Source organism: Proteus terrae subsp. cibarius (assembly GCF_011045835.1).
Taxonomy (GTDB): Bacteria; Pseudomonadota; Gammaproteobacteria; order Enterobacterales; family Enterobacteriaceae; genus Proteus; species Proteus cibarius.
The window spans coordinates 1835075-1855657 of record NZ_CP047349.1 but is presented as its reverse complement, the minus strand read 5'-3'; the positions used below and the strand labels follow the sequence as shown (position 1 = coordinate 1855657).

Here is a 20583-nt window from a genome sequence, read left to right as displayed (position 1 = left end):
CTTTTAAAAATTAACCAGTACATTTTGTTCTATACTAGAAATGAATAAAATTTGTAAGAATTATTTTAGAAAAAGAAGTGAAAAAATAAAGAAAATGAAAAGAGGCACTTTAAAGTGCCTCTTTATTTAATCTAATTTAATCAAGATTCAATAAGAACAACGCGTTATTTTCCATGCAGTGTAAATCGCCATTAACGGTGCTAATGCTAGAAATAAAAATAGAGCAGATGCAGAAGTAGAGAGCCCTTCAGGAGTACCACTATTAAAGCCATTTAAATTGACTATCATACCTGCAAATGCAGAGCCTAACGCGGTTGCAAATAGTTGTACAGTTGTGATAGAGGCACCTGCAATATCTTTATCTTGCGTGGAAGCCGCTTGTAATATACGTGTTAATAGGTGAGGCCAACCAAAACCAATGCCATAACCCACTAAGAACAAAGCAAATAAAATAATAAAAAGACTAACCACGTTTTCCGATTGCAGTAATGGGTTTGGAATAACAAAAGCCAACACAAGCAAACCGATAAAAACAATAATAGGGCCGCTTAAAATACTAAAACGCATTTTAGCACCTTGCCAACTTGCGCTAATTACTTCAGCAACTGTCCAGCCTAATGCCATTAATGCACTCATATAACCTGAAGCTAAAGGCGTTTGCATATGTAAGCTTTGTAGATAATAAGGGACAAAGATCTCACAAGTCATGCCAATGGCTAATAACGAAATAGTTAAATACAAAAGGGCATGTAAAGAGAGACCTTTAAACGTATTAGTGGGTAGCAACCGAACAGTAAGGCGTTTCTCACAAAATATAAGCACACCAATTAAACCAAACACAACCACGATACTCAGTAAATTAATGGTAAGTGAGGAAGAAAGACTACCAGATGAAATAAGCAAAACGGCGGCCGTTAAAATTATTAACTGAAGATAAGGTAGGCTTTGTGAGGTTGATTTTGGAGCATCATTGTCATTCTTGGGTAAGATAACCCACAGATAAATGCCATAAAAAAGCATAATAGGTAACATAATACCAAAGGCATAACGCCAAGCATCTAATTGAGCAAAAATACCGCCAATAGCAGGGCCAATTAATGTAGCAACACCCCACATACCTGAAATTAATGCCATTGCTCTTGGCCATAATGCTTGATCGTAAACGATATTTACCATGGCGTAAGAAAGCGCAAATAAAAGTCCACCACCAAGTCCCTGAACAAATCGACCAATTAGCATCACTTCCATTTTAGGTGCAATTGCACACAACAAACTACCAATAAAAAATAATACTGTACCGGCTAAATAGGCACCTTTAGCGCCCAATAAGCTGAGTAAGCGAGCAGACAATACTGAGCCAATAATTGAAGCGGCTACAAATAGCGTGGTATTCCATGCATATAATCCCATTCCACCAATATCAGTTACAACAGAAGGCAAAATAGTGGTTGCCATTAAAATATTAATCGCGTGGATCACAACACCAAAAGAAAGGGCAAAGGAAATAGCACCATTCCGCCCTGAAAAGAGATCACGCCATTGGCTATTATTATTTGGGTGCATTAGAAAAAATATCCTTCTTTTATTGCTATTACGACATAGCTTCGTTAAATTACCAAGGTAAATCTTGGATAAATAAATGCTGAGACGCTTAATATGTCAAGAAAAAACTTGGAATATAATTATCCTGCTCAACGTACTGTTGGCGATAAAATTCTATTTTTAATTAAAAAACATGGGCCTATGCAAGCAAATGAGGTTGGGCAACGTCTTGGTACAAGTAGTGAAGCGGCAAGACAACAATTTGTAAAACTTGCTAACGCAGGATTTGTTGAAGCGATAACCGAACCAAAAGGTGTTGGAAGACCTATTCAATATTGGCATTTAACCGAATTAGGTCAGAAACAATTTCCTGATACTCATGCTGAATTAACCGCTCAGATTTTACTGACTATTCGTGAAGAATTGGGTGAAAGTGCTATCGAAAAAATTATTTTAGCACGAAAGAAACAGAGTTATCAGCGCTACACACAAGCAATAAAAGATTCAGATGAACTCACAGACCGTTTAGATATTTTAGCCACACTGCGTAGCCAAGAGGGCTATATGGCACATTGGGAGCAAGTAAAAGATAACGAGTATCTTTTTATTGAAGATCATTGCCCAATTTGTGCAGCAGCTAAAGTGTGCCAAGGTTTTTGTAATACAGAGAAAGAGCTATTTTCTGAAACACTAGGGGTAGAACTACAACGTGTTGAATATATTTTAGAAGGCGCAAGACGTTGTGCCTACCGTATTAAAATCTAATTTTATTTAAGCCTTAAACAATAAAAGCAAAAACCGCGCAATAAAGCGCGGTTACTGTTCTATCCTTAGAAATTTAGCTTAATTTTTACAATGTAATCGCAGAAGCTTTCCAAATTCGTTGCATATATTCTGTTACCGCACGATCAGCAGAAAAATAGCCCATTTGGCAGATATTTAACGCGGACTTTTTCAACCAAGCCTCTTCATCTTGATAAAGCACATCAACATTATCTTGCGTATCGACATAGCTACGATAATCGGCTAATACCTGATAATGATCACCAAATTCAATTAAGCTATCGAAAATTGATTTGTATTTATCAGGGCAAGTTGGATTAAAGAAGCCATTAGCGATTTGGTTAAGCGCAGTATGCAACTCAACATCTTCATCGTAATAACGACGAGGGGAATAACGTTGCCTTAACTCTGCCACTTCTTGTGCATTGTGACCAAAGATAAACATATTATCAAAACCAACATGCTCACCAATTTCAATATTAGCACCATCAAGCGTGCCAATAGTTAATGCACCATTTAGGGCAAATTTCATATTCCCTGTACCAGAAGCTTCTGTTCCTGCTAATGATATTTGCTCAGATAAATCTGCGGCAGGGATAATGTGTTGCGCTAAACTTACGCCGTAGTTAGGAATAAAGATCACTTTTAATTTATCTTTAATACGCTCATCATTATTAATCTTACTGGCAATATCGTTGATAAGATTGATAATCTTCTTCGCATTATAATAAGCTGATGCTGCCTTACCCCCAAAAATAAATACGCGAGGCACCCAGTTTTTCTCTGGATTTTCTAAAATGCGATTATAACGAGTGATAATACCTAACACATTGAGAAGTTGGCGTTTATATTCATGAATACGCTTGATTTGTACATCAAACAGCGCATCAGGGTTAATATCAATATTTAAATCTTCCTTAATGATCTGCGCAAGATTTTGTTTATTGATCCATTTTGAATCTTTTAATTGGCGCAAGAAATTTTTATCTTTCACCAATGGCATTAATTCACCTAACTGCTCTAAATTGGTTCGCCAATTCGTACCAATATGGCTATCAATTGCTTTAGAGAGAGAAGGGTTTGCTAACGCCAACCAACGGCGTGGTGTGATCCCATTGGTAATATTGCAGAATTTCTTAGGATAGATCATCGCAAAATCAGCAAATAAAGATTGCACCATTAATTGGCTATGAAGCTCAGAAACACCATTAACCTGATGACTAATAATAACCGCTAACCATGCCATACGAACATTTCGGCCATTCTCTTCATCTATAATAGAAACACGACGTAATAAGTCGTTATCGTTAGGGAATAGTTCTCTAACTTGTTTTAAGAATTTATCATTGATTTGGAAAATGATTTGTAAATGGCGAGGAAGCGAGCGACCAAGCATATCAACAGGCCAAGTCTCTAATGCTTCACCCATTAATGTATGGTTGGTGTATGAGAATATATGAATGGTTTGTTCCCATGCTTCATCCCAACTAAATCCATGATTATCAATCAGCTGACGCATTAGTTCAGGGATAGCAAGAACAGGGTGAGTATCATTAAGATGAATTGCAATAAAATCTTTTAGATTATCAAAGCGTTGATGCAGATGATAATGACGTTGCAAAATATCTTGAACAGAAGCACTGACTAAGAAATATTCTTGTTGTAAACGCAACATTTTACCTGATGTTGTTGAATCATCAGGGTAAAGAATACGAGAGATATTTTCAGAGCGATCTTTAGCCTCTGTTGCCTCTAAATATTCACCTTTATTAAATTTACCTAAGTTAAACGCCACATTTGATTTAGCTGACCATAAACGAATGGTATCTGTCGCTTGTGTGTTATAACCCGGAACAATAGAGTCATAAGGTTGTGCCATTACGTTGAAAGTATCAACCCAATAATTTTTCTCACCTTCTTGCTGTAAACGTCCGCCAAAATCTACTTCAAATTGCAGATCATGACGAGGGAATTCCCATGGATTACCTTTTTCAAGCCAGTTATCCGCAACTTCATGTTGTTCACCATTCTGAATTTGCTGGCGGAACATTCCGTATTCATAACGAATACCATAACCTGTAACGGGATAACCTAATGTGGCACAAGAATCAAGGAAACAAGCAGCCAAACGACCTAAACCACCATTACCTAAACCAGGATCGGGCTCAAGTTCGATTTGTTTCTCAAGATCAAGGCCTAACTCTTTTAATGCCTCTTTAACTTCGTGATAAACACCTAAAGAGAGCATGGCATTGGTTAAAAAACGTCCCATGAGAAATTCCATCGAAATGTAATAAACTTGTTTTACTTTCGGTGAAAGCTCTGCTTTGGTTGATTTTAACCAGCGTTCAACTAAACGGTCTCTAATAGCGTAAGAGGTTGCATTTAACCAATCTGTTGGTGTTGCATATTTTGGCGACGTACCAACAATAAACATTAGTTTATAAACAATAGAACGCTTTAATGATTCAATATCCTTATCAGGTGATAAATAATCAAATTCACATAAATTTTTCATCATAAATCTCTTTTTGTTATTCACTGGCTCAAATAGACCTCATGTCTATAAATGTTGATACAGTGCCGCATACGTTTTTGCAGCAGTTTCCCAACTAAAAATAGTTTGATTCATGCCATCAGTTTGAGCTTGTTGCCACTGTTTAGGCATACTCCATAAAGTAAAGGCACGATTAATAGCCTGACGCAGAGAGTCTGGTGTTGCTTCATAGAAAACAAAACCAGTAGCTTGGTGATGTGCTAAATTTTCTAATGAACAATCATTAACCGTATCGGCTAATCCGCCCGTGTGTCTCACTAAAGGTAGGGCTCCATATTTCAAGCCATATAACTGAGTTAATCCACAAGGTTCAAAACGACTAGGTACCATAATCACATCAGCACCGGCGATAACTTGGTGTGAAAAACTTTCGTCATAACCAATATGAACTGCTACATTTTGCGGATATTGTTGTTGTGCGTGTAAAAATGCCGCTTCAAGGTGACTATCGCCAGTACCTAATAAAACAAACTGGCCACCTTGTTCAACGATATCAGGGAGTATTTCAATAACTAAATCGAGCCCTTTTTGCGAAGTTAAACGACTGACAGCTGCAAAAAGAGGAGCAGTATTGTTGACAGGTAAACCACATTTTTTCTGTAATGTGGTTTTGTTTTCTAAACGCTTATTCAGGTTTTTAATATCATAACGACGTGTAATTAAGCTATCTGTTGCAGGATCCCAAACCGCCTCATCAACGCCATTTAAGATGCCACTTAATCGCTGTTCATAAGCACGTTGACGCAATAATCCCTCTAAACCGTAGCCAAATTCTTGAGTGGTTATCTCTTTGGCATAAGTTGGGCTGACTGTCGTAATGTGGTTAGCATAAAAGAGGCCTGCTTTTAGGAATGAAATTTGTCCGTAATATTCCAGTCCATTAATTGAAAAACTGTAATCAGGTAATTCAAGTTGATGCAGATGATAAGGTGAGAATTCACCTTTATAAGCCAGATTATGAACAGTAAAAACAGATTTTACTGAATAATGTTTAACTGCTAAATAAGCACAAGCAAGTCCAGCATGCCAATCATGAGCATGAACAACATCAGCTCGCCATAAAGGATCTAACCCCGCTGATAATTCGCTCGCTACCCAACCTAATAAAGCAAAACGAAAAACATTATCACTATAAGGGTGTTGATGTTGGTCGTGATAAGGACTACCAGCGCGTTGATAAAGATGAGGTGCATCAATAAGATAAATATCAACACCTTGGTATTGGCCATAAAGCAGAGAAATATTACCTGCAAAGGTATCGATATTAGTCACTAATTTGAGATCGGGAATATTATCTTTGATAGCAGGAAACGCGGGTATAACAACCCGCGCATCTAAGCCTATCTTTTTTTGAGCTAAAGGCAAAGAGCCCATAACATCCGCTAATCCCCCTGTTTTTAGCAGAGGGAATAGTTCAGAACAACAGTGAAGGACATTCACGAAAATGCCTCCTCATTTTGAGGTTTTTTTTCTGCAGTTGTTTCAGTTGGATTTTCTTTTTCATTAAGTGCGAGTTGCTCAAGCATTTCTCTTGTTACAAGCACAATACCTTCTTCAGTTCGGTGGAAACGTGCCGCATCTTCTTCGGCATTCATCCCAATAACAGTACCTTCTGGAATAGTACAGCTACGCTCAATAATGCAGCGTTTTAAGTAGCAATGATGGCTCACAGTCACATCAGGTAAAATCACGGAATCTTCGATATGGCAGAAAGATTCAACGCGAACTAATGGGAATAGGATAGATGAATAGAGTGTTGATCCATTGATAATACAACCGTCAGCAATCAAGGAGTTCATCATTTGTCCATGTTCACCATGATTATCTTGGACAAATTTAGCTGGTGGTAACGGTGTCATAAAGGTGCGAATTGGCCAGTCTTTCGCATACATATCAAGTTCTGGTGTTACAGAGGCTAAATCAAGGTTAGCAGACCAATATGCTTCAATGGTTCCTACATCGCGCCAGTACGGTGGCACTGAAGGATCTGAACTGACACAAGAGAGTTCAAATGGGTGAGCAAGAACATCGCCACGTTCAGTGATTCTCGGAATGATATCTTGACCAAAGTCATGGTGTGAATTTGGATCACGGCTATCTTCTTCTAATAAATCAAAGAGATAATCTCTATCAACCACATAAATACCCATGCTTGCTAATGAATGATCAGGATCATCAGGAATACAAGGTGGGTTTGATGGTTTTTCTAAGAAATTGAGCACTCGACGATTTTCATCGATATCCATAATACCAAATTGGAATGCATCTTCTTTAGGAACACGAATACAAGCCACGGTGAATTTTGATTTATTTTCAACGTGATCAAGTAATAAACGGGCGTAGTTCATTTTATAAATATGGTCGCCAGCTAAAATAACGACATATTTTGCTTTGTAACTACGAAGAATATCGAGGTTTTGATAGATAGCATCAGCTGTCCCCATATACCAATGTTCGGTATTACGACGTTGTTGAGCCGGTAATAAATCAACAAACTCATTCATATCTTCGTTGAAGAATGACCAACCGCGCTGAATATGTTGAACTAAGGAGTGTGACTGATATTGGGTAATTACACCAATACGACGGATCCCTGAGTTAAGACAGTTTGATAGCGTAAAGTCGATAATTCGAAATTTCCCACCAAAGAAAACCGCCGGTTTTGCACGTTTTGAAGTCAATGCTTTTAAGCGTGTACCACGACCTCCCGCTAAAACGAGTGCAATTGCCTCTTTAGGAAGTTGTTGTGCCAACATTAATTTTTGGCCTTGTTCTGTTGTCATCATAGATATAGCACTCCAATCAAATTACTTAACTTGGGAGGAAATAATGGGTAATTTTTCAGTAGAAGACTGAGTATAAAAAACGCTATTTCGCCAAAGGGTGATACTGTTAGGTTGTACTTCACAATCCTGAGATTGTGTCGGGTAACAATCAGGCCAGCTAGCCGTATCAAGCAAGCAAGACCAAGACCCTTCAGGTAAAGAAAAAACGGCGCTATTTCTTAATGGGTTAAACATTAAGATCCATTGTTGCGCTAAAATAAGTTGTAATGGTGAGGGTGGAAGTTGTTGCCAATCTTCATAACTCATAGGTTGAGCATTCTGATTTAACCAAATAACATCTTGGCTATTTTCTTCCCACCATTTAAGAGAACTTAAAGGTGTAATTTGGTGACGTAATTCAATAAGGTGGCGAATGTAATCAGTTAAGTTGTAAGGCTGTTGAAACCATTTGATCCAACTGACTTTATTATCCTGACAATAAGCGTTGTTATTACCATATTGCGTATTACCCACTTCATCACCGGCGAGTAAATGAGGTGTTCCTCTAGAAAGCAGTAGCGTTGCCAGCATGTTCCTTGTTGCAAGCAATCTGTATTGACTTATCTTTTCGTTAACTATCAAACCTTCTTCACCAAAATTCACACTGTAATTGGTGTTGTGTCCATCTAGGTTTGATTCTCCATTCTCCTCGTTATGTTTATTCTGATAACTCACTAAATCCCGCAGTGTAAAGCCGTCGTGGCTAGTTATCATATTGACGCTAGAATAGGGAGGTCTGCCATTTTTGTGATACAGCTTTGCTGAGCCTGTAATATTGTCTGCAAATGTCGCAATAGAAACATCACGCCATAACCAAAAACGACGAATAACATCACGATAACTATCATTCCACTCTGTAAATGGAACAGGAAAATTACCGACTTGATAACCATCAGAGCCTAAGTCCCAAGGCTCTGCGATAAGTTTAATGCGTGACAATAGCGGATCTTGTCGAATAGCCGTCAATAGAGGTGATTGAGTATCAAAATAGGGAACTCGGCCAAGACTTGTCGCCAAATCAAAACGAAAACCATCAATATGAAATTCTGTCACCCAATAACGCAGGCAATCCATAACCCACTGCACCGTTTCTGGGCGACTTAAGTTGAGCGTATTACCACAACCCGTCCAATTTTGAGCTTTTTTTTCGTCGTTTAGCCAATAATAGCTTTGGTTATCAATACCACGCTGCGAAACAATATAACCTTCGAATTGATCACTTAATTCCGCGGTATGGTTAAACACCACATCTAAAATCACTTCAATATTGGCTTTATGTAGGCATCTTACGGCTTCTCGAAATTCATCAATAATATTGCGACCTGAATTAGAATAATATTGAGTTGATAAAGCGAAAGGTGCTAATACGTTATAACCCCAATAGTTTTTTAAACCGATTTTATGGAGATGTGGCTCTGTTAAATGGTATTGAACCGGCAATAATTCTAATGCTGTAATACCCAATTTTTTTAGATGTGAAATAAAAGCAGGATGCCCTAATGCCGCATAAGTGCCCTGCAATTTCTCAGGTATTTCAGGATGCAGTTTTGTCAGTCCTTTTACATGTCCTTCGTAAATAATGGTTTCTGACCACGATGTATTTAAACGCTGATAAGTGCCTTTTTCTTTATAAGAATGGCAAAAACAGCCACTATCATCTGTGATAACCGCTTTAGGTGTAATCGCACTATCATCATGCTCTAATGAATTAAAAACAGGAGAGGTGTAAGGTAATGTATTATCAACAATACCCGTCACCTGTTTTGCATAAGGATCTAATAATAGTTGCTGAGGTTGATAGAACAATCCTTGCTCTGGGTCCCATTCACCTTCTACACGATAACCATAATGTAAACCGGGCCCTGCACCGGGCAAATACCCATGCCAAATTGAGCCAGTTTTACCCGGTAATGGGTATCGGATCTCTTTGCCTGCTTTATCAAACAGGCAAAGAATGACTTTAGTGGCATTTTCACTAAAGAGTGTAAAATTTACTCCATAGCCATCATAATGACTGCCCATAGGAAAAGGGCGACCATAGTCTAAAGACATATTAATCCTTCAATCTTAAATACAGCGTCGCAAGTGGGGGTAATGACAATGACAAAGAGTGAGGCTTGCCATTAAATGCACTTGCGGTTGTCTCTATTTCACCTAAATTTCCTACATTACTGCCGTTATAAAATTCAGAATCACTGTTGAGAATTTCTTGATAAGCACCGGCTTTATTTACACCGACAACGTAGTTGTGATGAACAACTGGAGTGAAGTTACTGATAACAATAATTTCATTGCCTTGTGCGTCTTTACGGCAAAAAGCAAAGACGGAGTTATCGTGATCATCAACGGTAAGCCACTCAAAGCCTTCACGTTCAAAATCACATTCATAAAGCGGAGCATTAGCTTGATAGGAAAGATTCAAATCTCGGACAAAGTGTTGAACACCTTGGTGCGGACTATTAGGCTCTTCAAGAAGATGCCAATCTAAGCTACTGTCGTGGTTCCATTCACGCCACTGTGCAAACTCACATCCCATAAATAGTAGTTTTTTGCCGGGATAAGCCCACATAAAGCCAAGATATGCACGTAAATTGGCAAATTTTTGCCAATCATCGCCCACCATGCGACCAATTAACGAACCTTTACCATGCACAAATTCATCGTGAGAGAGAGGCAGAACAAAGTTTTCGTTATAGGCATAGAGCATGCCAAAGGTCATTTGGTTGTGATGATATTTACGATAGATAGGATCACGTTGCATATAAGCTAACGTGTCATGCATCCAACCCATATTCCATTTGTAATTAAAACCTAAACCACCATCATCAGGCGGTAATGTTACACCTGGAAAATCGGTAGACTCTTCTGCAATTGTGATAGTTCCTGGGCAGGTTGTACCCAGTAATTTGTTGGTATGGCGAATAAAATCAATAGATTCTAAATTCTCACGTCCGCCATGTTTATTGGGGATCCATTCGCCTTCTTTTCGGCTGTAATCACGATAAAGCATTGAAGCAACAGCATCGAAACGGAAACCATCAAGCGCAAAATGCTCATGCCAATACAACAAATTACCAGAAAGATAATTCAGTACTTCATTGCGCCCATAGTTATAAATCAAAGTATTCCAATCAGGATGAAAGCCTTCACGTCTATCTGCATATTCATAGAGTGATGTGCCATCAAAATTACGTAAACCGTAATCATCCTCAGGGAAATGACCAGGAACCCAATCTAATATGACTTTAATTCCTGCTTGATGAGCCGCTTCAATAAAGTCACGGAAATCCATAGGAGAGCCAAAGCGACGAGTTGGTGAATATAACCCTAACGGTTGATATCCCCATGAGCCATCAAAAGGATGCTCATTAATAGGGAGCAACTCAATATGAGTAAAGCCCATCTCTTTAACATATGGAATTAACTGTTCAGCTAATTCGCGGTAACTTAACCAGCTTTGATCGTCAGTATGTCTACGCCATGAACCTAGATGAACTTCATAAATAGACATAGGTGCATTGCGTTGATTCGCTTGCTGACGCGATAGTGGCATCGGTTTGATTGGGGGTAATGTATTGATAATTGACGCAGTTTCAGGGCGTATTTGTGTTTCAAAAGCATAAGGATCAGCTTTTAATCGACGTTCACCATTCGCATCAAGAATAGAATATTTATAGCAATCACCAAGATGAGCCTGTGGAAGGAAAAGCTCCCATATTCCACTTTCACGACGTAATCGCATTGGAAAACGTCTTTCATCCCAGAATGAAAAATCGCCTACAACGCTTACACTTTTTGCGTTGGGTGCCCATACAGCAAAAGTAATACCATCAATATCCCCCAGTTTTGTAGGGTGCGCGCCTAAACATTGGTAAGGGCGGGAGTGATGGCCTTGTGCTAAAAACCAAATATCCATTTCTTGCAATAAAATGCCAAATTGATAGGGATCATCAACGACACCTTGTACATTTTCCCACGTTACATCTAAACAGTAACTAAAACGACGTTTACGTCGAGGAATAGCGCCACAGAAAAAACCACTAGGATGCTTACACTCTAGTGTTGCTACATTTCGACCGTTTTTTCTATCAATGACACTGACTGCAACTGCATCTGGTAAAAAAGCACGAACCTCTAAACCTGCCGACGTTTCATGCATACCAAGAAGTGCAAAAGGATCAGACTCATACCCATTAATTAGTTTTTCTATTGCTTTTTTTGTCACAGCTACAGACATCTTATCGTCCTTCGTTGTCAGCAAATAAATTAATAAATTTTATATATAAATATCAGCATAGAACGTTAATTTAAGTTAAACAATAAGTGTTTATAACAGATTATTTAAAATCAAAATAATTTTTATAAGTTAATGTACTTATTTTTTGATTTTAATTAATTGAATTTAAATGGGTTTGCTGGATGGTGCAGGGGAAGATCGCGAATTATTAAAACAGCACGATTAGTGTTTTTACTTGTTCACAAAAAGAAGGCTAACATTAGATGTTTTTAATTAAACAACTAACAATTAGTTTTAAAAAGTGTAATTAATAAGATTAGAATCGCTATTTTTATGAAAAATAATCACTTACTTCATTAGTAAAATTAACTTTTCTGTTGGGTAAGCCATTGTTCAAAATCAAGATGTGTTTTGGTTTTTTGTACACCTATTGGCGTTAAAGCGTAATAACTCATCGGTGCAATTTGAATATTTGGAAATAAAACTTTTAAAATACCATTATTTATTTCATTCGATAAAATTGAAATAGGGCCAATACCAAGTCCTAATCCTTCAATAATAGCTTGCAGAGAAATATGAAAGTGATCAAAGCGATAATGACGCGAGAACGATCGCTGCGTATTGAGATGAGTTGCGTTTAACCATTGTTGCCAATGTCCGGGACGAGTAAGTGTATCGATAACAGGGCAGCCAAAAACATCTTCAGGCTCAGTGACACTGTAACGGTTTAAGAATTTTTCAGAAGCAATTAAACAATGTTTATCCTCTAAAAAAACAACAGATGAATACTCTTGTTGCTGAGGTTGAGGACGAATTATCAGATCATCATGACTAATCAAATGAAATCGCTCGCTATTTGCAGAGGCAATTTGGATATTTGCATTAGGATATTGAAGATAAAAATCCTCCATTCGGGGAATAAGCCATTTTAAACAAAGTGTTGTCGGAACACTGATATTTAAAATATCGTTTTTTCCGCCATTGCCATACCGAAAACCAATATCATTTAATTTATCAAAAACTTCACTTAGTTCTTGCGCCAATGTCAATGCATAAGGGGTGGGTACTCGACGTAAACCTTGTTTATTAAATAAAGTGACACCAAACCATTTTTCTATAACTTGGATATGACGACTAATTGCACCATGAGTGACACACAATGTTTGTGCGGCTTCTGTATAACTTTGACTATGGCAAGCAACTAAGAAAGCACGTAATGAAGGCAATGGAGGAAGATTTCTCATCATAATTTTCTCATTATAGTTTACGCATCATAAATAAATCGGGCTTTCTGATTAAAACTCACAATACCGTGACATTTTATCACAGGTAAAAATAAAGAAGGTAGGTATGATACAGCGTCTTTAACTTATTGAACTTAAAGGATGATAATGAGTTTTATCGCGGTTATTTTACTGGCAATATTTTCTGGTGTGATCAGTGGCGTTGTAGGTACGGGCTCTTCTATTTTATTAATCCCAGCGTTGACCTATGTTTTTGGTGCTAAAGAAGCTGTACCTATTATGGCGTTAGCTTCAGTGATGGGAAATTTATCGCGTATTTATTTATGGCGTCACAGCATTCGCTTTAAACCACTATTTTATTACCTATTACCGGGTATTCCTGCCGTGGTTCTTGGCGCTAACACATTATGGATAATGCCGGAAAAATGGCTAAATATTGGTATGGGAATGTTCTTCATATTGATGATCCCTGTGATCCATTTATTACGCAAACATCAAATTAAAATGAAAACCTACCAAGTTATTATTGCTGGCGCGGTTATTGGCTATTTAACGGGGGTTGTATTTTCTACAGGACCATTAACTATTCCTATATTTTCTGCATATGGTCTGACATTAGGACCATTACTTGCGACGGAAGCTGCAGCTTCATTTGTTATTTATCTCACTAAAGCCTTAACTTTTAGCCAACTAGGTGCGGTTAATTGCTTTATCTTAATTAGTGGTGCATTAGTGGGCTGTGGTTTAACTGTAGGAAATTATCTTGGTAAAAAACTGGTATTAAAACTGACACCAAAACTTTTTCAATGGCTGTTAGATGCTATGCTGATTTTTGCTGGTGGATCACTACTTTTTAATGGCATTTATTCTTAATAAGAATGGCTGTATTAACAGCCTTTACTTTAGTCATTATCTGATAAATAAGGTATTAATAGAGTTTGTGAAATATCAGCAAATGGCATCAATTCATTAACGCTGGCTCCCGCCCTTGCTCTCAAAGAAATTGAATGTAAAAGGGCAACTACACCCAATGCAATAGTGTGAACATCCGTTCCTTCTTTTAATTCACCAGCTTCTAACGCTTCTTGTAAGGCATCTTCAACTTGCTGAGTTTGCGCGTTAATGACTTGATTTAACATCATTCTTATTGCCGGATCTTCAACTTCAGTCACCGCCGTTGAAAGCACCATACAGCCTGTTAATCCTTCATTATCCGTATAAAAATGGATAGCTGAAGTCAGATAGCGTTTTATTCTTTCTGTCACTTTATCTTGAGCTGATTGTTTCTCAAGTTCATGCCGATAACGCGTGGAAGCAATATGATTAAAGCGCTCAATCGCTTTTTCATACAATGCCGCTTTATTGCCAAATGCAGCATAAAGACTCGGCTTATTCATTTGCGTTTCAATGACTAAGTCATCCATAGATGTTGCTGTAAATCCTTTACGCCAAAATAATGCCATTATTTTTTCAAGTGCAGCATCACTATCATAACGGCGAGGGCGACCTTTCTTTTGCATTTTGTACCATTTAGTAAGAAATATATTTACTCAGTATAAAACAAATGTCATTATTTTACTAATCAGTACAAAATAGGAAAATCAAATGAGTCATAATGAAATGCTGTATGGAAAGAATATGCCTTCAATCATTAAGCTTGTTGAAGAAGGGCGTGAGCAACAAGTCAAACCTCTTAAAGTTGGTATCTTTGTTTGTCCTGGCTTTATGCCTATGGATATTAATGGTGCTCAATCAGTATTTACTATTGCAAGTGCAGAAATTTATTTTATTTGGAAAAAGAAAGAGTTAGTTGAAGGCTATATTGGCTGGCCGACAATGCCAACTATGACTTTTGAGGAGTGCCCAGACGATCTTGATGTATTAGTGGTTGGAATGGTGCCACCAGAGATTGTTGAGGATGAACAGACATTGGCATTCTTTGCCAAAATGGGTAATAAAACTCGTTATGTCATTGGTACATGTTATGGCTCTTTAGTTTTGGGTGCTGCTGGATTATTAAAAGGTAAGAGAGCAACCAGTAATTCCAATGTCGTTCCGATGTTACCGGATATGGGGGCCATCGCAGTAGAGGGAAGTGAGGTTGTTGTTGATGGCAATATTTATACCTCAGGGCCAGCAACTGGTTCATTCGACGCTTCATTATTAGTATTAGAACAACTGTTAGGTACCCCTTTTGCTCAATTAGTTGAATTAGCAATTGAGTATGATCCTCGTCCTCCTTTTGGTACAGGTTCACCTACTTTAGCAGGGCCAGAAATGACTGCTATTTCACAAAGCTTAACCGCTAATTTAAATGCTCAATTTCATCAAGCCGCACTTAATGGACTTAAAAAACACCGCTAATTTAAGTTAATTAACGTTAGAATAAGGAAATAAATATTGATGTTTACCTAAACTGTTTTATTTCAATTTCGGAGTATTACAATGACAGAATACGAAAAAATGGTATCAGGCAATCTTTATCATGCCAGTAAAGATGATAGTTTAGAGCCTCTTAGAGTAAAAGCGCGTGAAATTATTTATGATTTTAATATGACGCGTCCTTCTGACGTTGAAAAGAGAAAGGCATATTTAAAACAGCTGTTAGGAAAAACAGGCAACAATTTTACTATTGAGCCACCATTTCATTGTGACTATGGCCAATTAATTGAAATTGGTGAAGCGTTTTACGCTAATTTTAATTTAACGATATTAGATTGTGCATCTGTGAAAATTGGACACAATGTGATGTGTGCGCCCAATGTCAGCATTTTAACTGCAACTCATCCGATTGATCCTGAAATACGCAGTAGTGAACTTGAATATGCATTACCTATTACTATCGGCAATTCGGTATGGTTAGGCGCAGGATGTATTATTTTACCAGGTGTAACTATTGGGGATAACTGCGTTATTGGTGCGGGTAGTATAGTAACAAAATCTATTCCCGCTAATTGTGTTGCCGTTGGCAATCCTTGTCGTGTGATAAGACTAATTAGTGATAAGGATAAACAAGACGCTGAAAAAAGGCTTGGCCTTTATTAATATTTAAAAAATAGGCTCAAGAAACACGATGAGCCTATTCATACAATTGCTTTTATTCTTTAATAAAGCTGAGATAGTTAAAGAGCGATTTAAAGCCAAATTTACGGTATAGCGCTAAACCATCTGCTGATGCATCTAAGAAGCAACGTTCAACGCCTTGTTCGCGGCAAAACTCTAAAACATGCTTAATTAAATGTGTCGCATAGCCATTACCTTGATAGGCAATATCTGTCCCAATATCATCAAAACGCGCTAATTTATCATGTATTGTTAACGTTAATGAAGAAACTGGCTGACCATCAACTAATAACGCGTAATGGAAGATAGCTGCGCCATTATCTAATGCTTTCTGGTGATAACGAATATACTCATTAACAATAGTATCATCACTATCATCTCCCACTGGGAACGCCGTTTTTAATGGATGAGCCCACTGTTCAAGGTTGTAATTGGTTAAAATAATATCGCAAGGATTATTTTTATAAGAAGGGAATACTGCTTCAGATAATGTTAAATACATTGCGGTTGTCATACCATCACCGGTATAACCTGCATTTTTTATTATCTCTTCAAATTCAGGTAATAATGACTCAGGCAATACTAAAATATGATTTTTTTTCTGCGAAGTAAAAAGGGTACTGGCTTGCTGGAATGAGCCTTCTGTTGCGCCTTGGCGCAAATAAATAAAGTTAAAAATGGCAGCATCCATTGGTGTCATAAAGCAGTGAGTATGATCACCAATACGAATATTATTTTCACAAATTTCTGACCAAAAGGCTTTTTCTACTATTTTGAATTCTTTATACAGTTGTGCATCCATAATGGTTCTCTAGCTAAATCGTGATACGCGATAAGGCGTTAATAGAGGTTCCGCTTTTTCGTAAATAAGTTCTTGTGCAACTAATTCACATAATAAAAGTGACAATGTCACGGTAGCGTGCATAGTAACAAGTTATAATTCCTGATAAGGAGATATTTCTCCAATAATTAGTATTTCATCTTTAGACATAGACCGTTCACTAATAGAAACCTGTTTTGTTGTTAGTTTACCTGTTTACGTAAAATTATCATAAAAAGTCGCTTGTACGTGGCATGCAACACGCTCAGAGTGATGCTCATCACTATTATCAATGTAATCTTCTACTACAACAATCCCATTTTGAGCGATATGGGGTAACTCCATCTTTGAGTTAAAAATTTTTCATTAAATTAATAAGTGAAATAGTTTTTGTTTAAAAATAGTGACACGCATGAGATCACAAAAAGAATAATGAACTATAACACAAAACAAACAATAGGTTATTACATCTGAATTTAAACGATAATGCAGTTTATAATTCCATAATTAACGACCTTTGTTAGATGTTAAATCCGTATAAATTTTAATTTCAGCATCATACTATAACGCATGTTTAAATTGGTTTTTTAATCCAAAACAGAATCAAAAAAAAGACTTATGAACTGCCTTTTGCATACAAAAGCAGATTAATTTACTTATCTTTATTGCATATAAAGATTATTGTTTTACAAAAATATTATTATAGATATGATAGCTCACATATTCAGCATGTTATTTTTTTAAAAAAGGCGTCGTATGTTAGAAAGTATCGGTATTTCAAATATTTGGACATACCTTTTAGGCGTTATTTTTATTACATTAGTACCAGGTCCAAACTCGATTTTCGTCCTTACTTCCAGTGCGAAGCATGGCGTAAAAGGGGGGTATAAAGCCGCTCTTGGTGTTTTTACGGGTGATGCATTATTAATCTTTTTGGCATTTTTGGGGGTTGCTTCATTAGTCAAGACTTCACCCGTCTTCTTTATTGTCATTAAATATGCTGGTGCTCTTTACTTAACCTATTTAGGATTGAAAACGCTATATACAACGTTTCAAAAGAAAAAAGAAACACCAGAGCAAGTAGCTGAAGTAACGGTAAAAGCAAAAGATGGTCTTTATGTTAAGGCGTTATTTTTGAGTATGCTTAACCCAAAGATGATCATTTTTTATGTTTCTTTCTTTATTCAGTTTATCGATCCTAAATATGAAAATGCAGGTGTTCCATTCTTTGTATTAGGTGCGATTTTAGAAACATGCAGTATGCTTTATTTATCAGTTCTTATTTTTGGCGGTGTTGCTATTACTAATAAAGTAAAACATAACAAACGGTTAGCTTCATTATCAAATAGTTGTATTGGTGCAGTGTTCTTACTTTTTGGCGCAAAACTGGCATTAACTGCATAATATTTCTCTAAACTAAAAAGCCACTTTCAAAAGTGGCTTTTTTTTGCGACAAATAAATGACTATCTCTATTCCAATAGATTATTTAATAACGATCTCTAATATTGAGTTGTAGGTTTCTGTTTTAATCACTTTATTAATTTTTAAATCCGCTTGATCGAGTAAAGCAATAAATTCTGCCTCTGTACGTTCACCTGATTCAGGAAAAGCACACATACAGAGAAGATCCATATATTTCGCCATATCAGGTACATTCTTTTTAAAAATAACCGGTTCAATAATAAGTATTTTTGAGTTGGGTTTCATTGCGTTGCGGAAATTTTTAAAAATTTTAATAACACTTTCATCATCCCAGTCATGAATAATATATTTTATTAAATAAATATCAGATTCGGGGTACTCTCCAAATAAATCTCCTGATATTAAACTCCAGCGACTATCATCATTTAATTCGGTCAACAACGTTCTTTCCAACACATGAGGCCTATCAAATAATTGGCCCTTTAAAGTCGGATTTTCTTTTAATACGTTTAATAACAGTCCTCCCAATCCGCCAGCAATATCTGTAATGGTTACATTTTCAGGAAATTCATAATGTTTGATAATAAAATAATTTTCTATCTTTGAAAGTGAGCTCATACCTGATTGAAAATCATGATCTTTTCTTACATTATCTTGCCAATATTGATAAAAGCTTATGCCATAAAGATTTTCAAAGGCTGGATTACCTTGCACGGATTCAGTGATATCACCCACAGGCCCCCACAGAGTCTCGTTTGTCAGCATTAAAATGGCATCACGTAAGCTATATTCATGATCACTTAATAAAAAAGAGCCCATAGGAGCAAGTGAGTAACTTTCATTTTCTAATTCATAAAATATTTTCTCAGAAGCTAACATTCTTAATATTCTATTTAATGCAGATGGTGATGAATTTGTTTTTTCTGCTAATTCACTAACGTTCTTAGAACCGTTTTTTAATAAATCCGCGATATTTAATTTTACTGCAACTCTTAATGCGGCTGGAATAGTAAAGCTCATTGCTTTCTTCATTACTGCCAGCGCATCAGCTTTGTTTTGTAAATTGAGTGTATAATTTTTCATATTAAATCCTGTAATTACAGAGCAACTAAGAATTGACCTAAGTAAAAACTAAAACAATCAATAAAAGTATAGGTGGTAATTTAAATTTGGTATTTTTATATTTTTTATAACTTTTAATATTAAATGTAAAATTATAGTTTTTAAATATGATGATGTTTTTAATTAATTAGTTTTTGATAAGAAAGGCAATTAATCTTTTTTGTCAAAAATTACCTTTTTTACCTATGATAAAAAAAGAAAGTTCAGAAAAAAGCAAGAAATGGAGTGCGTAATACACTTATTTTCACGTTATACTAATATAAATATTCTATTTAATTTAAGTTAACTTATGCACTTTCAGTATGGCGAAACAGAGATAAACACATTAAAAAAACGTGATAAACGCTTAGCTAAACTCATTGAAAGAATAGGGGAAATTAAGCGCCCATTAACACCCGATCTATTTACAGCATTAGTTAAAAACATTATTGAACAACAAATTTCGGTTTCTGCTGCCATAACTGTTAATCAGCGGTTGCTCAAATTATGTGAAGGTATTTACACGCCAGAACGCATTGCAAGACTATCGGAGCAAGAGATACAACAGTGTGGCATGACAATGCGTAAAGCCGGTTATATTATCGGTATTGCTGAAGCCGTCATTTCAGGAAAATTAAATTTAAATAAAATCCCTGATATGACAGATAAAGAGGTTATTGATACTTTAATTCAATTAAAAGGTATTGGGGTTTGGACTGCCGAAATGTTATTAATTTCCTCACTTAATCGCCCAGATATTTTAAGTTGGGGAGATTTAGCTATTCAACGTGGGATCATGCGTCTTTATCGTCATAAAACATTAGATAAAATACGCTTCGAACGTTACCGAAAACGTTATTCACCTTATGGTTCTACTGCGTCGCTTTATCTATGGGCATTATCTAAAGAGACAGAGTAATTACGCAATAAACGGAGTTCTTTGTTCATTATATTTTTCAATAATAGCCATAATTCCGCATTCAAAGGA

16 protein-coding genes are annotated in these 20583 nt (G+C 36.6%); 6 read left to right on the top strand and 10 right to left on the bottom strand.

The window, feature by feature from the left end:
• Positions 1-147: 147 nt before the first annotated feature.
• Positions 148-1563, bottom strand: a complete 1416-nt coding sequence (locus GTH25_RS08715; RefSeq protein ID WP_099660405.1) for an MFS transporter — start codon at positions 1561-1563, stop codon at positions 148-150.
• 93 nt (positions 1564-1656) lie between these two features.
• On the opposite strand from GTH25_RS08715, the gene GTH25_RS08710 reads away from it, so the two are divergent.
• Complete coding sequence (locus tag GTH25_RS08710; RefSeq protein WP_075673091.1) at positions 1657-2307, top strand: helix-turn-helix transcriptional regulator; 651 nt, start codon at positions 1657-1659, stop codon at positions 2305-2307.
• 85 nt (positions 2308-2392) lie between these two features.
• Here the strand turns inward: GTH25_RS08710 and glgP are convergent, their stop codons facing one another.
• The 6 genes from glgP to GTH25_RS08680 all read right to left on the bottom strand — a co-directional run bounded on the left by glgP (position 2393) and on the right by GTH25_RS08680 (position 13191).
• The gene (glgP, locus tag GTH25_RS08705) at positions 2393-4846 is read right to left on the bottom strand and encodes a glycogen/starch/alpha-glucan family phosphorylase (RefSeq protein WP_223672263.1); all 2454 of its coding nucleotides are present in this window, start codon (positions 4844-4846) and stop codon (positions 2393-2395) included.
• A gap of 42 nt (positions 4847-4888) precedes the next feature.
• A complete protein-coding gene (glgA, locus tag GTH25_RS08700; RefSeq protein WP_164530497.1) occupies positions 4889-6322 on the bottom strand; it encodes a glycogen synthase GlgA in 1434 nt (477 codons plus the stop codon).
• Positions 6319-7668 (bottom strand): glucose-1-phosphate adenylyltransferase, encoded by a 1350-nt coding sequence (glgC, locus tag GTH25_RS08695; RefSeq protein WP_075673088.1) that lies wholly within the window; start codon positions 7666-7668, stop codon positions 6319-6321. Before glgC ends, glgA begins: the two co-directional genes overlap by 4 nt.
• 21 nt (positions 7669-7689) lie before the next feature.
• Positions 7690-9759, bottom strand: a complete 2070-nt coding sequence (gene glgX, locus GTH25_RS08690; RefSeq protein ID WP_164530496.1) for a glycogen debranching protein GlgX — start codon at positions 9757-9759, stop codon at positions 7690-7692.
• A 1-nt stretch (position 9760) separates the two neighbouring features.
• Positions 9761-11944, bottom strand: coding sequence for a 1,4-alpha-glucan branching protein GlgB (gene glgB / locus GTH25_RS08685; RefSeq protein ID WP_164530495.1), 2184 nt, complete (start codon positions 11942-11944; stop codon positions 9761-9763).
• Positions 11945-12309: 365 nt separating this feature from the next.
• On the bottom strand, positions 12310-13191 hold the full coding sequence (locus GTH25_RS08680; protein ID WP_083629140.1) for a LysR substrate-binding domain-containing protein: 882 nt from the start codon (positions 13189-13191) through the stop codon (positions 12310-12312).
• A 144-nt stretch (positions 13192-13335) separates the two neighbouring features.
• On the opposite strand from GTH25_RS08680, the gene GTH25_RS08675 reads away from it, so the two are divergent.
• A complete protein-coding gene (locus GTH25_RS08675; RefSeq protein WP_164530494.1) occupies positions 13336-14061 on the top strand; it encodes a sulfite exporter TauE/SafE family protein in 726 nt (241 codons plus the stop codon).
• A 29-nt stretch (positions 14062-14090) separates the two neighbouring features.
• Here GTH25_RS08675 and GTH25_RS08670 read toward each other — a convergent pair whose 3' ends face one another.
• Positions 14091-14708: a TetR/AcrR family transcriptional regulator gene (locus GTH25_RS08670; RefSeq protein ID WP_075674319.1), complete on the bottom strand. Its 618-nt coding sequence runs from the start codon at positions 14706-14708 to the stop codon at positions 14091-14093.
• Between the two features lie 85 nt (positions 14709-14793).
• Between GTH25_RS08670 and GTH25_RS08665 the strand changes: the two genes are divergently transcribed.
• Together GTH25_RS08665 and GTH25_RS08660 are read left to right on the top strand one after the other, a co-directional pair.
• Complete coding sequence (locus tag GTH25_RS08665; RefSeq protein ID WP_075674318.1) at positions 14794-15552, top strand: DJ-1/PfpI family protein; 759 nt, start codon at positions 14794-14796, stop codon at positions 15550-15552.
• A gap of 81 nt (positions 15553-15633) precedes the next feature.
• Positions 15634-16233 carry a sugar O-acetyltransferase gene (locus GTH25_RS08660; protein ID WP_156733414.1) on the top strand — a complete coding sequence of 200 codons (600 nt, stop codon included), beginning with the start codon at positions 15634-15636 and terminating at the stop codon, positions 16231-16233.
• 52 nt (positions 16234-16285) lie between these two features.
• Here the strand turns inward: GTH25_RS08660 and GTH25_RS08655 are convergent, their stop codons facing one another.
• Positions 16286-17053, bottom strand: coding sequence for a GNAT family N-acetyltransferase (locus tag GTH25_RS08655; RefSeq protein ID WP_075674316.1), 768 nt, complete (start codon positions 17051-17053; stop codon positions 16286-16288).
• Between the two features lie 774 nt (positions 17054-17827).
• Here GTH25_RS08655 and leuE point away from each other — a divergent pair.
• Entirely contained in the window at positions 17828-18475 is a 648-nt protein-coding gene (gene leuE / locus GTH25_RS08650; RefSeq protein ID WP_075674315.1) for a leucine efflux protein LeuE, read from the top strand.
• A gap of 79 nt (positions 18476-18554) precedes the next feature.
• Here the strand turns inward: leuE and GTH25_RS08645 are convergent, their stop codons facing one another.
• A complete protein-coding gene (locus GTH25_RS08645; protein ID WP_238795311.1) occupies positions 18555-19577 on the bottom strand; it encodes an ArsR family transcriptional regulator in 1023 nt (340 codons plus the stop codon).
• Positions 19578-19905: 328 nt separating this feature from the next.
• Here GTH25_RS08645 and GTH25_RS08640 point away from each other — a divergent pair, with 328 nt between their 5' ends.
• Entirely contained in the window at positions 19906-20514 is a 609-nt protein-coding gene (locus GTH25_RS08640) for a DNA-3-methyladenine glycosylase family protein (RefSeq protein ID WP_075672866.1), read from the top strand.
• Positions 20515-20583: the final 69 nt, after the last annotated feature.